We start from the raw sequence: 14439 nt of genomic DNA on the forward strand, positions 1-14439 counted from the left end.
AAGGTAACCTAGTATTGTTATGCTAAGTTACCTTCTTTTTGTTTACAGCTTAAAGATTGTAAAATGTCTTCCATTTTGTGAAAATAATAGTGAGAAATAGAATGATGCAAAAGGGGAATGAACATGAAGAAGGAGATTTCACACATATTAGAACAAATTGATATACGGCAAGAGGAGTTACTTGAGCTTACCAAGAGGCTCATTCGTTACGAAACACCAGCGCCACCAGCACGAAATACGAACGAAGCACAGCAATTTATCGCTGATTTTTTAACGAAGCATAGGTTTGCAATTGATAAATGGGATGTATATCCGAACGATCCGAACGTTGTTGGAACAAAGAACGGTACAGCTTCAGATATGTATAAAAGTTTGATTATTAATGGACATATGGATGTTGCGGAAGTATCAGAAGATGAAAATTGGGAGAGTGGACCGTTTCAACCATTTGTGAAAGATGGTTGGTTAGTTGGAAGAGGAGCAGCTGACATGAAGGGTGGATTAGCGGGAGCACTGTTCGCCATTCAACTTTTAGAAGAAGCAGGAATCGAATTGCCAGGCGACTTAATCTTTCAATCAGTTATTGGAGAAGAGGTTGGCGAAGCAGGGACACTTCAATGTTGTAAGCGTGGTTACGCTGCTGATTTTGCAGTTGTAGTGGATACAAGTAATTTGCATATGCAAGGGCAGGGTGGTGTGATTACAGGTTGGATTACAGTGAAGAGTCCGCAAACTTTTCACGATGCAACGCGCAGACAAATGATTCATGCAGGAGGGCGGTTGTTTGGAGCGAGTGCAATTGAAAAAATGATGAAAATTATACAAGGGTTGCAAGAATTAGAGCGGCACTGGGCTGTAATGAAGACGTATGAAGGATATCCATCTGGGACAACAACAATTAATCCAGCTGTTATTGAAGGTGGTCGTCATGCTGCGTTTATCGCCGATGAGTGCCGACTATGGATTACAGTACACTTCTATCCAAATGAAACACATGAACAAGTGGCAAAGGAAATAGAAGAACATATTCATAAGCTTGCAGCAGCTGATCCATGGCTTCGAGAACATCCGCCAATCTTTGAGTGGGGCGGAGAATCGATGATTATTGATCGCGGTGAAATATTTCCTTCTTTAGAAGTAGATAGTAATCATCCAGCAGTACAGCAGCTCGCTGTTATGCACGAAAACGTATTGAGGAAAAATGCGATTCTTGACATGTCAGCAACTGTAACGGATGGTGGATGGTTTAGTGAGTTCAATATTCCAGCTGTTATTTACGGACCTGGAACGATTGAAGAAGCGCATTCCGTTAATGAAAAAGTACAGGTTGAACAGCTAGTCCAATATACAAAAGTCATTACAGCCTTCATCTACGAATGGTGTCATACGAAAAAGTGAAAAACACTATCCGACTATTTCCAAGGGAATACAACAACTAAATGCATATGTCGACGGTCTTTTCTTCATACTAAAAATCAGTGGGGATGGAGAATCCCCCACTGGAAGTTTCACTTTATAGAAAGGGGTATGGATATGGGCCGTGGTAAATCGTTTGATCATAAGAAAAAAGGGCATGACCATCAGCCTCCAAAAGGTGCATTTATTCATAAAAATGTGGATGAACATACTCTCGAAGAGGAAGAGCTACCTGTCAATATTGAAACATATAAAAACAGCTTAAAGAAACATTAAGAGCACCTATATTAGGTGCTCTTTCACCGTATATCTTCAATGAAGTTTTCGGTTTCTTCGTACATACCATATTCACTAATTACTTGAATGCAGCGCCACTTTAATTCTTCTATACTTTGTTCTAGCTCCTCGGCAGCTACAGCTTGAATATCTTCAAGCCCCATCCCTAAGTTAATAATCTCAAGTACTTGATCATCGATGTTTCGATCAATTAATAATTCTAATACTTCAAGGTTAAATATGTATCGGCACGCTTCATCAAGTGATACAACTTTTAATTTTAAGCTTTCGACAATGCTTAATACGAAAAGCAGAATCGTTTTTTCAACAGTTGGGAGCTTTTCCATTTGGAGAATGAGTTTCATTATATTGTTAACACCTCCGTATACAATGGAGTTAGGTTGTACTATCTTATTCAGACTTTGGTGTTAACATGCACGAGAAATAGAAAAAAGCGTCATGATGACGCTTTTCTTTAAAAAATACTCCAACCTTCTTGAGCAGAAAGTAGTTCTAATATTTTAAATCCGGCGATGCTATTTCCTTTTGCATCTAGAGCAGGACCAAAAATTCCAATTCCCATTTCACCTTTTACACAGCCAACGATGCCGCCGGCGACACCACTTTTTGCTGGAATACCAACGCGAATTGCGAATTCCCCAGATTCATTGTACATTCCGCATGTGATCATAAACGTTTTGCAAATTTTCGTAATATTTTTGGGGATGATTTGCTGCTTTTTATATGGATCATAACCATCCATTGCAAAAATAAGACCGATGCGTGCTAAGTCAATGCAATCTACTTCAATTGCACACTGACGTGTATATAAATCCATTAATTCTTCAATGTCTCCATCAATAATGCCATTTTGTTTCATGTAATAACAAAGGGAGCGATTTAAATAAGCTGTTTCTAATTCAGAGATGGCAACTTTAGAGGAGTAGTTAATAGAAGGATTATCTGCGATATCACGTACAAACCGAAGGATACGCTGCATTTTTTCTTCGTTATTATCTCCTGCAATCATACTTGTAATTGCTAGGGCACCCGCATTAATCATTGGGTTTAGTGGTTTAGATGGGCTTGTTGTTTCTAGTTTAATAATGGAGTTAAATGGATCACCAGTTGGCTCCATTCCGACTTTTGAAAATACATATTCCTCACCGCAATCTAGTAAAGCAAGTGCCAATGTAATAACTTTAGAAACACTTTGAAGTGTAAAAAGTGTTTGGGAGCTACCGGCATGAACGTAATGGTTATCTTTATGATAAATAGCGATTCCGATGTCATCAGGATTCGCATTTCCTAGCTCTGGAATATAAGTAGCTAGTTTTCCTTTTTTTGTATATGGTTTTACTTTGTCTAATAACTCTTGTAAGTTATTTGTCTCGATGCACTGCATAATACCAACGCTCCTATATTGATTACTAAGTATATTGTTCCCGACAAGCTGGGAAATAAATAATAACATGAAAAAGTGGAATGATAAAATAAAACTTCTTTTACAGCTACTTTTATATCTATTGTACATAAAGCGTCTAAGTGTTGATTTTACAGGTTATTACAAGGGTTTTTTATCCATAAAAAAATTAAAAATAATAGCTACACATCTATACAACTATATGATATGATTACTGTGTATTAGAAAGCGTTTTCTAAGCCACGTATATTATGATAACGTTTTCATCATGTGAATAGGGGGAATTACAATGTTGCAGTTTTTACAACGTATTGGTAAAGCATTAATGCTTCCAATCGCAGTGCTCCCAGCAGCTGGGATTCTGTTACGTTTAGGTCAGCCAGATGTATGGGATATTCCTGTTATGGCACAAGCCGGTGCAGCAATTTTTGATAACTTAGCACTTATTTTTGCAATTGGTGTTGCAATCGGTTTATCTGTTGACGGCAGTGGTGCTGCAGGTCTTGCCGGTGCAATCGGTTACCTTGTTTTAAAGAATACAACAAATGCTCTAAGTAATACGTATTCGACTGCGGAGTTAAATGATAAATTAAAAAGTGTTCAGGATTTAGCTAGTTCGGTTGATCCAAATAAGTTAGCCGAAACAATGACAAAAATCTCTAAGGCAGCGGCTCTAACACCAAAGATTGATATGGCAATACTTGGTGGTATTATTGCCGGTGTAGTTGCGGGACTTTTATATAACAAGTTCCATAAGATTAAGCTACCAGAATGGTTAGGGTTCTTTGCTGGTAAACGTTTCGTTCCAATCATTACATCAGTAGTGATGCTTTTATTAGGTCTAGTATTTGGACAAGTTTGGCCAACAATTCAAAGTGGTATCGATGCGGTAGCACATGGCATCGTAAACTTAGGTGCAACTGGTGCAGGTATCTTCGGTTTCTTAAACCGTTTATTAATTCCAATTGGTTTACATCACGTTATGAACACATACTTCTGGTTTGTATTAGGTGATTTTACAAATGCAGCTGGGGATGTTGTTCAAGGTGATATCGCTCGTTTCTTTGCGGGAGATAAATCAGCTGGTATGTTCATGACAGGGTTCTTCCCAATCATGATGTTTGGTTTGCCAGCAGCTTGTTTTGCGATGATTGCAGCAGCAAAGCCAGAAAAGCGTAAGCTTGTTGCAGGTATGCTTGGTGGTTTAGCTTTAACTTCATTCTTAACGGGTATTACAGAACCAATTGAATTTTCATTCATGTTCTTATCACCAGTATTATATGGTGTTCATGCTGTATTAACAGGTCTTTCGTTATTCATTACGACAACGCTGGATATTCATCATGGTTTTGCCTTTAGTGCCGGTGCAATCGATTATGGATTAAACTTTGGTATTGCTCAAAAACCATTATTATTAGCAGGCATTGGTTTAATCTATGCATTAATTTATTTCGTTGTCTTCTACTTCATGATTAAGAAGTTCGATTTAAAAACACCAGGGCGTGAAGATGATGATGAAGTAACTGAAGGAGAAGCTGGAGAAGCTGGAGAAGCTGGCTCAATCGGTGAAACATATGTAATGGCTTTAGGTGGAAAAGAAAACTTAACAATTATTGATAACTGTGCAACACGTCTACGCCTTGAAGTGAAAGATGCAGGGTTAGTAAATGAAGCAGCATTAAAGCGTGCAGGTGCAAAAGGTGTTATGAAATTAAGTAATACAAGTGTACAAGTTATCGTTGGTACAAATGTTGAATCTGTAGCAGATGATATGAAAAAACACGTATAAATAATAGAAAGTCTCTCGTTTATAGCGAGGGACTTTTTTATTTCTTTCTTCTGTTATTGGTTATAAGTGGTAAAATGGGGAGGAGAATAAAGAAAGAAGGTGGGGACTATAGGAATTGATAAACATCACGCTCGAAATGCAAAAGGGTCATTTTTTATTTTTATGATTATTTTATTAATAGGAATGAGTATGGTTTTGTATGAGTATAGTCAAACATCTTCTTATAAGTGGCGAGAAGATTACATAAGTATTTTAAACATCTTTATGTTAGCGGTTATGTTTCTTATTGTAAGCATAATTGAAAGAAGTCGGGCGAAAAAAATGGAACAGATACAGACAAAGGTGAAGCTTCATGAACTGCTGGATCAAAGGCGTTTTGTTGTAAGGAAAGAAATGGGGATGCTTACTCAAATAACGTACTTTGCGATGGACGGCAACGTGATGGGAATGCTGAAGGAGCGATATGGTTCTCCAGTTCAAAAGTTATGGAAGATGCTAGTCTCGTTTTTTATAAAGGGATGGAATAGTCAACAATTTGTGTTATATGATGGGGGACAGAATGAGCTTCTTAATATTAAAAAACAAGCTGGCTTGAATCTTTGCTATAAATTTTATAATGAAAATGAAGAATACATAGGTTGCTTCAAGCAAACATGGGAAATAAAGAAAATTGAATGGCTATCGCTTTCTAGTATTAATGAAGAAATCGGAAGGATTACAGGTGATTTGTCTGCAAATATCCAAACAGGAAAGTGGCGAGATGGAAGTTATATTGATGTGAAAGAAGATGCAATCCCATTAGATGCTGTAGAATATTTTTCGGCAAGTGGAGGGTCGCTTGTAAATTTAGTAGTAATGGAAGAATGTAAGGAGAAGAGAGCGATGTACTATGCAATTGCTGCTATCCTTACATTTCAAAAATAATTTTCCAAATATAAACAATATATTCCATCTCAAATGTGAAAAAGGTGTACCTATTAGGTACACCTTTTCTATATTCTGTTGTAAAAAAACTATAACAGAATATAGAGGAAGAGTATTACAGTTTATAATGGGTACGACTCTTATACTGCAGAAAAGGATTCCTTTAATAGAATAACAAAAAAATACAATTATGGAAAGGGTTAATTTTATAAAGTTTTTATTATAATTTCCACTATGCGCATAGTAGTTTGCTCAATATTTCACAAACGTGTCACAACTATCTCATGTACTTTTTCAAAAAAGTAGTATGCTAAATGTGTAAGCTGTTATATAAGAAATCTTAGCCCTGTATTAATCAGAATGGAGGAGATTAGGATGACACAATTGTTAGAAAATGTACAAACGATATGGAAAAACTTTAAGGGTGAAAAGTGGAAAAAAGAAATTGATGTTCGTGATTTTATTTTAAATAATATAGAAGTTTATAAAGGTGATGAATCTTTTCTAGAAGAAGCAACAGAAGCGACGAAGCAACTTTGGGATCAAGTAATGGAGTTAACGAAACAAGAGCGTGAAAATGGTGGCGTTCTTGATATGGATACAAAAATTGTATCTTCTATCACGTCTCATCAGCCTGGTTACTTAAACAAAGAGCTTGAGCAAATTGTTGGTTTTCAAACGGATAAGCCATTTAAACGCTCACTTCAGCCGTATGGCGGCGTTCGTATGGCAGAACAATCTTGTGAATCATATGGTTTTAAAATGGATGAGGAACTGAGCCGCATTTTTAGAGAATGGCGAAAAACGCATAACCAAGGTGTATTTGATGCGTATACACCAGAGATGAAAGCCGCTCGTAAATCGGGTGTAATTACCGGTCTACCAGATGCTTATGGTCGTGGCCGTATTATCGGTGACTATCGCCGCGTTGCACTATATGGGGTAGATCGCTTAATTGAAGCAAAAAAAGAAGATTTACAAGCAACAGGAAAGATTATGAGTGAAGATGTAATGCGTCTACGTGAAGAATTGTCTGAGCAAATTCGCGCACTAGGAGAGTTAAAAGAAATGGCTGCAGCGCATGGATTTGATATTTCAAAACCAGCAACGGATGCAAAAGAAGCATTTCAGTGGTTATATTTTGCATACTTAGCTGCGATTAAAGAACAAAATGGTGCAGCGATGAGTCTTGGGCGTACTTCTACTTTCTTAGACATTTATATTGAAAGAGATTTACAAAACGGTACGTTAACTGAAAAAGAGGCACAAGAAATTGTTGATCACTTTATTATGAAGTTACGTCTCGTGAAATTTGCAAGAACGCCAGATTATAATGAACTGTTTTCTGGGGATCCGACGTGGGTAACGGAGTCAATTGGTGGGATTGCCTTAGATGGTCGTCCGCTAGTAACGAAAAACTCATTCCGTTTCTTGCATACATTAAATAACTTAGGGCCAGCACCAGAGCCGAACTTAACTGTTCTTTGGTCAACTCAGCTACCTGAGAACTTTAAAAACTACTGTGCAAAAATGTCGATTCAAACATCTGCAATTCAGTATGAAAATGATGATATTATGCGTTCGGATTATGGTGATGATTATGGAATTGCGTGCTGCGTATCAGCGATGAAAATTGGAAAACAAATGCAATTTTTTGGAGCACGTGCAAACTTAGCGAAGGCGCTGCTGTATGCAATTAACGGTGGAAAAGATGAGAAATTTAAAATGCAAGTTGGTCCAGAGTTCGCACCAATTACTTCTGAAGTATTAGATTATGAAGAAGTGATGTATAAATTTGATATGACGATGGAGTGGCTAGCAGAGCTTTATTTAAATACATTAAATGTAATTCATTACATGCACGATAAATATAGTTATGAACGTATTGAAATGGCGCTTCATGATACGGATGTTGTCCGTACGATGGCAACAGGAATTGCTGGTTTATCAGTAGTAGCTGATTCCTTAAGTGCAATTAAGTATGCAAAAGTAAAACCGATTCGGGATGAAAACGGTATAGCCGTAGACTTTGAAGTAGAAGGCGATTTCCCGAAATATGGTAACAACGATGATCGTGTTGATGAACTTGCAGTGCAGCTTGTAAAAACATTTATGAAAAAGCTTCGTAAACATAAAACATATCGAAATGCTGTGCATACGATGTCAATTTTAACAATTACATCAAATGTCGTATATGGTAAGAAAACAGGAAATACACCAGATGGTCGCCGTGCTGGTGAACCGTTCGCACCAGGAGCAAATCCGATGCATGGTCGTGATACGAAAGGGGCACTTGCTTCATTATTATCTGTTGCAAAACTTCCATATGAAGATGCACAAGATGGAATTTCAAATACGTTCTCTATTATTCCAAAAGCACTTGGCAAAGAAGATGATGTGCAGGTGAAAAATTTAGTGTCTATGCTTGATGGGTATGCGATAAAAGAGGGACATCACCTCAATATTAATGTATTTAATCGTGAGACGTTAATGGATGCAATGGAGCACCCGGAAAAATATCCGCAATTAACAATTCGTGTATCTGGTTATGCAGTTAACTTCATTAAGTTAACACGTGAACAGCAAATTGATGTTATTAATCGTACAATGCATGAAAGTATGTAAATTATATATCCCGCTATTTTCGGGCTGTAAGACTCCCACCTCAGAACTTAGAGGATTTTAGGTGGGAGATAAACAGCTCGAATCTAGCTACGACTCCTAAGCACTTGAGCCACAAGATAATCCTTTCTGTGGCAAACTTCGCCACGCCAAGGCTTATTTTGTGCTTGTCGTGCTTGAACAGTCGTCTTCGCTTTTGAATGTAAAAGCCCGATTGGTTAGGGTAACACTCAGTGGGGATGAAGTTGCACTTTATAAAATAGCGAGAGTTGTTTCAATAGAGGAGGAAGTAACATGGTAAAAGGAAGAATACATTCTGTAGAATCTTGTGGTACTGTTGATGGACCTGGAATTCGTTACGTAATCTTTACACAAGGATGCTTACTGCGATGTCAATATTGCCATAATGCAGATACGTGGAAGATAGGAGCAGGGAAAGAGATAACAACAGAGGAGATTATGCAGGATATTACATGTTATCTTCCTTTTATTGAAGCTTCAGGCGGTGGGATTACAGTGAGCGGGGGAGAACCGCTACTTCAGCTTGAGTTTTTAATTGATCTCTTTAAAAAGTGTAAAGCAGCAGGTATTCATACAACAATTGATTCTTCAGGTGGATGTTATTCTGAGGATATAGAGTTTCAAAAGAAATTAGATATGCTCATGGAGTATACGGATTTAGTCTTGTTAGATTTAAAACATATTGATTCGAAAAAGCATCGAAAGCTAACTGGTAAAACGAACGAACATATTTTACAATTTGCTCGTTATTTATCGAATAAACAGAAACCGATATGGATACGTCACGTACTTGTACCAGGTATTACAGATGATGAAGCGGATTTGAAAAATTTATCATCGTTTGTACAAAGTCTTTCTAACGTTCAAAAGATAGAAGTGTTACCATATCACAAACTAGGTGTTTATAAATGGGAGGCTCTTGGACATAAATACCCATTGATAGATGTAGAACCTCCTACAGAAGAATTAGTTCAAAAAGCAAAATATATTTTACGAGCAGTCTAATCCAAATATTGGGTTGGGCTTTTTCTTTTCTTATATTAAAATGGAGTATAGAGAAATGATAAAAATGAACAGGAAAATATAAGAAATGAAAAGAATTAATTGGTAGTTATGCTGTTTTACACACTACAGATAAATTGTAAGTTATTGCGAAAGCTGTTATAGGAAAGTATAATGTTAAGATATGAGTAAAGGTAGGATTAAGGGGTCCATCTATATGCTTTGCATATCCACGACGGGTACATTATAAAGATTAGTGTGCAATATGTAAAAAGGATAAGAACATATCCTTCTAAAAGTGTCGTATATGCGGTATGGAAGAGCGAAAAAGCTAGGAGTGGATTTGTTTGATAAAAAACCCCAAGGTTTTAATATTAACTGCACATTATGGGAACGGTCATGTGCAAGTTGCCAAAACATTAGAGCAAACATTTCACCAAAAAGGGATTGAAGATGTTATCGTATGTGACCTTTTTGGAGAATCTCATCCATTTATTACGGATGTTACAAGATATTTATATTTAAAAAGCTATACAATTGGAAAAGAACTATATCGCTTGTTTTATTACGGCGTTGAGAAAATTTATGATAAGAAAATTGCATCTTGGTATGCTAACTTTGGTAGAAAACGCTTAAAGGCTATTTTACACGAAGAAAAACCAGATATTGTTATTAATACATTTCCAATTATTGCTGTGCCAGAACTGAAAAAACAAACTGGCTTTTCTATTCCTGTATATAATGTACTGACAGACTTTTGTTTGCATAAAATATGGATTCATCGTGAAGTTGATCGTTATTTTGTAGCAACCGACTATGTGAAGAGTAAAATGGTAGAAGTAGGTGTACCTGCTTCACGAATTATTGAAACGGGGATTCCAATTCGTAAAACTTTTGAATTGAGCATAAATGAAGATTCGCTATATGATAAATATCAGTTATCACGAAATAAAAAAATTTTACTCATTGTTGCAGGCGCACATGGTGTGTTAGGGAATGTAAAAGAGTTATGTGAATCCTTCATGTCCGTACCGAACCTTCAAGTGGCTGTTGTTTGTGGAAAGAATTATAAGCTACAAGAAGAATTAGGACAAATTGCTAATAGCAAACCAGACGCTCTAAAAGTATTTGGATACGTCGAAAATATTGACGAGCTATTTCGTATTACATCTTGCATGATAACTAAACCAGGTGGAATTACATTAAGTGAGGCAGCCGCTTTACGAGTGCCTGTCATTTTATATAAGCCAGTACCGGGACAAGAAAATGAAAACGCAAAGTATTTTGAAAGACAAGGTGCTGCAATTGTTATTCGTGAGAATGATGATATTTTTGCAAAAACAAAAGAATTGTTACAAGACGATATGAAACTCTTGCAAATGAAAGAAGCAATGGGACAAATTTACCATCCTGAGCCAGCAAGTCATATTGTTGATGCAATTTTAGAAGAAAATGGTGTGCAGGTGAATTCTAGAGTACTTGTACAATCTTTTACGTAGGTCAAAACCTCTTTTCAATATTTGAAAGGAGGTTTTTTTATACAAAAATACCTCTTCGGAAGAAGAGGTATTACTAAATTCCTTTTTGCTTATAACCAGCTGCACGATCAGCCTTTTTAAATTCCCGTTGATAGAGGACTTCTTGTGTACTAGATAATTTATTTCTCATTTTATCGCGTTGCTTTTTATCCATTACAAATCACCTCGTGTCATAAAGTCATTACCTATTGTTTCCAATGACAGAGGTGTATATACATTATTATATATATCCAACTTGACCATTTAACACAAAAGTAGCTGCCACGTATATAAGAATGACAAACGTACTTATTTCATCCATTTGTTGTAACATAGCGCGCGGTAGGAAAAGGCCCTGACCGCTACTGAACATGGAGGAACCCACTCTTCTACCGAAAAAGAAGAGGGTTTGTTAGTTTTTTAACTTGTATTTATATAATATTTTGTGATTTTAAGCTTCTTTTAATTGATGAGCGTCTTGGAATGTCGTTTCGCGCATCGTATATAGTGTATATTGGTCCTTTGAAATTTCGTATAAATTATAAACTTCACCATTTTTGTTAATTTGATCGTATACGTGTTTGCGCGTTTCGTTTGCTAAGCTCACATATGGAAGTTTTTCCGCAGCTTTAATAGAACGAACATTTACTTTACGAATACGCATAAAAATTGTGTCGATGTCTAATTCATAGAAAAGCTCACTAAAGAAAGCATCTTTTGCTAACTTGTTATAGCCTTTTCCATGGTAAGGTTTCCCTAGCCAGGTACCTAAAAAACCAGCTTTTTCTTGCACGTCAAATAAAGTTATCGTGCCGATAGGATTTCCCCATTCATCTAAAATGGTACGGGAAATAATTTCTCCGCGCTCTTCTTCCTCAATTGTTTGTTTCGTTAAAAATAAAAATTCATCATAAGAAGATGCCTTCTGACGCACAAAAGGGAAGACATCAGGGTGGACCATTAAATCATATAGGACGTGGCTGTCATGTAGGTCTCGTTTCTTTAACATACTAATTCCTCCTTACATGAGGGTAGCATGACGAATAAACATCCACCCTCGAAATTTTTATATAAATCTTCAAAAAATTTCGGGGTGGGAATCGAACCCACTAGAACCAGTCCTTAATGCTGGTGGCGCACCATTTGCCTTCCCCATTCATCAATTTGGAATAAACATTCACGACACAAATTGATTATGGTTTCATTCAGTTTATAATCGTATAATACTTTATCTTGTCAAAAAAATAAACAAGTTTTTTTTATTTTTTTTTGTAGATAATTTTCCCATTTATCATCGTTAGGACAGGCTTTGCTAAGTAGTGAAAAGGGTGGTGTGTCCATAAGGTTAAATCAGCATCTTTTTCTACTTCGATGCTGCCAATTCTTTTTTCTAAACGTAAGTTGCGAGCGGGAATAATCGTAATTCCTTCTAGTGCTTTATGTTCGTCTAATCCTTCACGTACAGCTATTGATGCACATACATTTAAATATTGAATGGGTGTGTAAGGATGATCGGTTGTGATGGAAACTTCAACACCGTTTTGTGACAGTGAGCTATATGTTTGCCATGACTTATTTTTGAGTTCAATTTTTGACCTTCGTGTTAATGTTGGTCCAACAGATACTTGTAAGCTGTGGTGAGCGAGTTCTTCAGCAATTAAATGTCCTTCTGTACAATGCTCAATACGTAAATCAAGGTCAAATTCTTTTGCGAAACGAATAGCAGATAAAATATCATCTGCGCGGTGGGCGTGAGCACGGACTGGGATTTCACGGCGAAGCGCTTTCCGTATCGGAAGCATGCGAAAATCACTGTCACTTCCGCGATGTTTTGCTTCATAAAAGGCTTCGCGAAGCATTCCCATAATGCCCATTCGTGTAATTGATTCTTTCGTTCCATTACTATGAACTCGTTTTGGATTTTCCCCAAATGCAATCTTTAATCCAGCTGGTTCTTGAATAAGCATATGGTCAACGCAAGTACCAGCTGTTTTTAAAACGCAAGTTGTTCCACCGATTACATTTTGACTGCCCGGCATAATATGAACAGTCGTAATGCCGTGTTGAATAGCGTCTTGAAATGCGATATCGAATGGGTGAATGCCATCCACAGAACGAATATGTGGTGTCAGTACTTCAGCTGTTTCATTTGCATCATTTCCAGCCCAGCCGGTGCCTTCATCGTATAAACCAAGATGAGTATGGACGTCGACAAATCCAGGAAGAAGGTGGAGGGACCGGCCATCTATGACAGTCATATCTTCACTTTGTTCAATAGAACGATCAACTCCAATAATCTTTTCATGTTCTACTAATACGTCTCCTTGAAATTTCGGAGATGTAATTGGATAAACCATCGCTTGCTTAAATAATATTTTCATAGAAAACCTCATTTCCTCTACCTAATTAACTAAAAAGCAGAAGTTTTCGGCGAACAGCGCCTTTTTTAGGAGATATTTTAGGAATGTGATATTACTAATGGATATAGAAATAGGCTTCTTTTTATACGTAATATTGTTCTTTGGTTATAATTTGTTGCAGCGCTTCTTTTAAATAGGGAAAGGAGTGCTTAAATCCATGTTGCATGGCTTTATTTGGGATAACATGTTGTCCTTGCAAGACGAGTATACTCATTTCACCAAGCAATGCTTGTAATGCAAATGATGGAATAGGGAGCCAATGAGGGCGATGTATCACTTGTGCGATGGTTTTTCCAAACTCTTTCATCGTCGCAGGCTTAGGCGAGGTGATGTTAAGAGCGCCTTGTATTTCTTTTGTCTCCATTGCAAAATGAATCATTCGAATAGCATCTTCAAGATGAATCCATGATAGCCATTGCTTACCAGATCCGACTGTTCCCCCAATAAAAAATTGATAAGGAAGTAACATCTTAGAAAGGGCTCCTCCATCTTTTCCGAGTACAATACCAAATCTCGCGTAAATAGTACGAACCCCAAAAGATGCAGCTTCGCTTGCTTCTTCTTCCCATTGTTTCACAGTATGTGCTAAAAAGTCGGGTCCGTGTTCTTCTGTATGCTCCGTGAAACTTTTTATTTCCGACGTTCCATAATACCCAATTGCACTGGCATTAATAAAAGTATGTGGTTTTATTTCTAGCTTTTGTAATTGTTTAATGAGTTGCTTCGTTGTATGCGTGCGACTTATTAAAATATGTTCTTTCTGCTTTGCTGTCCACCTTTTGTTGTTTAGAGACTCTCCAGCTAAATTAATAACAACATCTACAGAAGACAGAGGAAATGTTTTTGTATTTGCATTCCATTGTACATAATGAATGTTAGGGTGAGGATGCTCTTCATACGGTTGACGAGTGAGAATATATACGTTCCAACCTTTTTTACTTAAAAAATTTGATAGTGCTTTTCCTATAAATCCAGTTCCACCAGTAATTGCAACTTTCACTGGAAATTCCTCCTTATTATATATATTCA

General features: G+C 36.9%; 13 protein-coding genes and 1 pseudogene. 7 read left to right on the plus strand and 7 right to left on the minus strand.

The features are described from left to right. The first annotated feature begins 123 nt into the window (after positions 1-123). Together BAMA_RS11655 and BAMA_RS24900 are read left to right on the plus strand one after the other, a co-directional pair. On the plus strand, positions 124-1398 hold the full coding sequence (locus tag BAMA_RS11655; RefSeq protein WP_034639165.1) for an acetylornithine deacetylase: 1275 nt from the start codon (positions 124-126) through the stop codon (positions 1396-1398). A gap of 135 nt (positions 1399-1533) precedes the next feature. Beyond that, positions 1534-1692: a hypothetical protein gene (locus tag BAMA_RS24900; protein ID WP_200874679.1), complete on the plus strand. Its 159-nt coding sequence runs from the start codon at positions 1534-1536 to the stop codon at positions 1690-1692. Between the two features lie 23 nt (positions 1693-1715). Here the strand turns inward: BAMA_RS24900 and BAMA_RS11660 are convergent, their stop codons facing one another. Continuing rightward, positions 1716-2057 carry a DUF3969 family protein gene (locus BAMA_RS11660; RefSeq protein WP_034639167.1) on the minus strand — a complete coding sequence of 114 codons (342 nt, stop codon included), beginning with the start codon at positions 2055-2057 and terminating at the stop codon, positions 1716-1718. Between the two features lie 110 nt (positions 2058-2167). Then, a complete protein-coding gene (glsA, locus tag BAMA_RS11665) occupies positions 2168-3097 on the minus strand; it encodes a glutaminase A (protein WP_034639170.1) in 930 nt (309 codons plus the stop codon). Between the two features lie 307 nt (positions 3098-3404). Between glsA and nagE the strand changes: the two genes are divergently transcribed. The 5 genes from nagE to BAMA_RS11690 all read left to right on the plus strand — a co-directional run bounded on the left by nagE (position 3405) and on the right by BAMA_RS11690 (position 10972). Further along, positions 3405-4904: an N-acetylglucosamine-specific PTS transporter subunit IIBC gene (nagE, locus tag BAMA_RS11670; RefSeq protein WP_034639172.1), complete on the plus strand. Its 1500-nt coding sequence runs from the start codon at positions 3405-3407 to the stop codon at positions 4902-4904. Between the two features lie 99 nt (positions 4905-5003). Then, on the plus strand, positions 5004-5828 hold the full coding sequence (locus tag BAMA_RS11675) for a hypothetical protein (RefSeq protein WP_051758931.1): 825 nt from the start codon (positions 5004-5006) through the stop codon (positions 5826-5828). Positions 5829-6203: 375 nt separating this feature from the next. Next, positions 6204-8453, plus strand: a complete 2250-nt coding sequence (gene pflB, locus BAMA_RS11680) for a formate C-acetyltransferase (RefSeq protein WP_034639174.1) — start codon at positions 6204-6206, stop codon at positions 8451-8453. A gap of 291 nt (positions 8454-8744) precedes the next feature. Then, on the plus strand, positions 8745-9476 hold the full coding sequence (gene pflA / locus BAMA_RS11685) for a pyruvate formate-lyase-activating protein (RefSeq protein WP_034639176.1): 732 nt from the start codon (positions 8745-8747) through the stop codon (positions 9474-9476). A gap of 344 nt (positions 9477-9820) precedes the next feature. Then, positions 9821-10972: a diglucosyl diacylglycerol synthase gene (locus BAMA_RS11690; RefSeq protein WP_034639178.1), complete on the plus strand. Its 1152-nt coding sequence runs from the start codon at positions 9821-9823 to the stop codon at positions 10970-10972. 73 nt (positions 10973-11045) lie between these two features. Here the strand turns inward: BAMA_RS11690 and BAMA_RS24015 are convergent, their stop codons facing one another. The 5 genes and pseudogenes from BAMA_RS24015 to BAMA_RS11705 form a co-directional block, all read right to left on the minus strand. After that, positions 11046-11165: a YfhE family protein gene (locus BAMA_RS24015; RefSeq protein ID WP_084157976.1), complete on the minus strand. Its 120-nt coding sequence runs from the start codon at positions 11163-11165 to the stop codon at positions 11046-11048. Between the two features lie 66 nt (positions 11166-11231). Then, positions 11232-11363 (minus strand): hypothetical protein, encoded by a 132-nt coding sequence (locus BAMA_RS25390; RefSeq protein WP_265182721.1) that lies wholly within the window; start codon positions 11361-11363, stop codon positions 11232-11234. 78 nt (positions 11364-11441) lie between these two features. Then, positions 11442-11999 (minus strand): GNAT family N-acetyltransferase, encoded by a 558-nt coding sequence (locus tag BAMA_RS11695; protein WP_034639179.1) that lies wholly within the window; start codon positions 11997-11999, stop codon positions 11442-11444. 219 nt (positions 12000-12218) lie between these two features. Next, positions 12219-13371: pseudogene (locus tag BAMA_RS11700) on the minus strand (amidohydrolase). A gap of 121 nt (positions 13372-13492) precedes the next feature. Continuing rightward, positions 13493-14410, minus strand: a complete 918-nt coding sequence (locus BAMA_RS11705; protein WP_034639183.1) for a TIGR01777 family oxidoreductase — start codon at positions 14408-14410, stop codon at positions 13493-13495. Positions 14411-14439 lie beyond the last annotated feature (29 nt).

The organism is Bacillus manliponensis (assembly GCF_000712595.1).
Lineage (GTDB): Bacteria > Bacillota > Bacilli > Bacillales > Bacillaceae_G > Bacillus_A > Bacillus_A manliponensis.

Excerpts from the sequence above, each read along its gene's own strand:
- BAMA_RS11655 (WP_034639165.1), top strand. The coding sequence starts at position 124 with ATGAAGAAGGAGATTTCACACATATTAGAACAAATTGATATACGGCAA.
- BAMA_RS24900 (WP_200874679.1), top strand. The coding sequence starts at position 1,534 with ATGGGCCGTGGTAAATCGTTTGATCATAAGAAAAAAGGGCATGACCAT.
- BAMA_RS11660 (WP_034639167.1), bottom strand. The coding sequence starts at position 2,057 with ATGAAACTCATTCTCCAAATGGAAAAGCTCCCAACTGTTGAAAAAACG.
- glsA (WP_034639170.1), bottom strand. The coding sequence starts at position 3,097 with ATGCAGTGCATCGAGACAAATAACTTACAAGAGTTATTAGACAAAGTA.
- nagE (WP_034639172.1), top strand. The coding sequence starts at position 3,405 with ATGTTGCAGTTTTTACAACGTATTGGTAAAGCATTAATGCTTCCAATC.
- pflB (WP_034639174.1), top strand. The coding sequence starts at position 6,204 with ATGACACAATTGTTAGAAAATGTACAAACGATATGGAAAAACTTTAAG.
- pflA (WP_034639176.1), top strand. The coding sequence starts at position 8,745 with ATGGTAAAAGGAAGAATACATTCTGTAGAATCTTGTGGTACTGTTGAT.
- BAMA_RS24015 (WP_084157976.1), bottom strand. The coding sequence starts at position 11,165 with ATGGATAAAAAGCAACGCGATAAAATGAGAAATAAATTATCTAGTACA.
- BAMA_RS25390 (WP_265182721.1), bottom strand. The coding sequence starts at position 11,363 with ATGTTCAGTAGCGGTCAGGGCCTTTTCCTACCGCGCGCTATGTTACAA.
- BAMA_RS11695 (WP_034639179.1), bottom strand. The coding sequence starts at position 11,999 with ATGTTAAAGAAACGAGACCTACATGACAGCCACGTCCTATATGATTTA.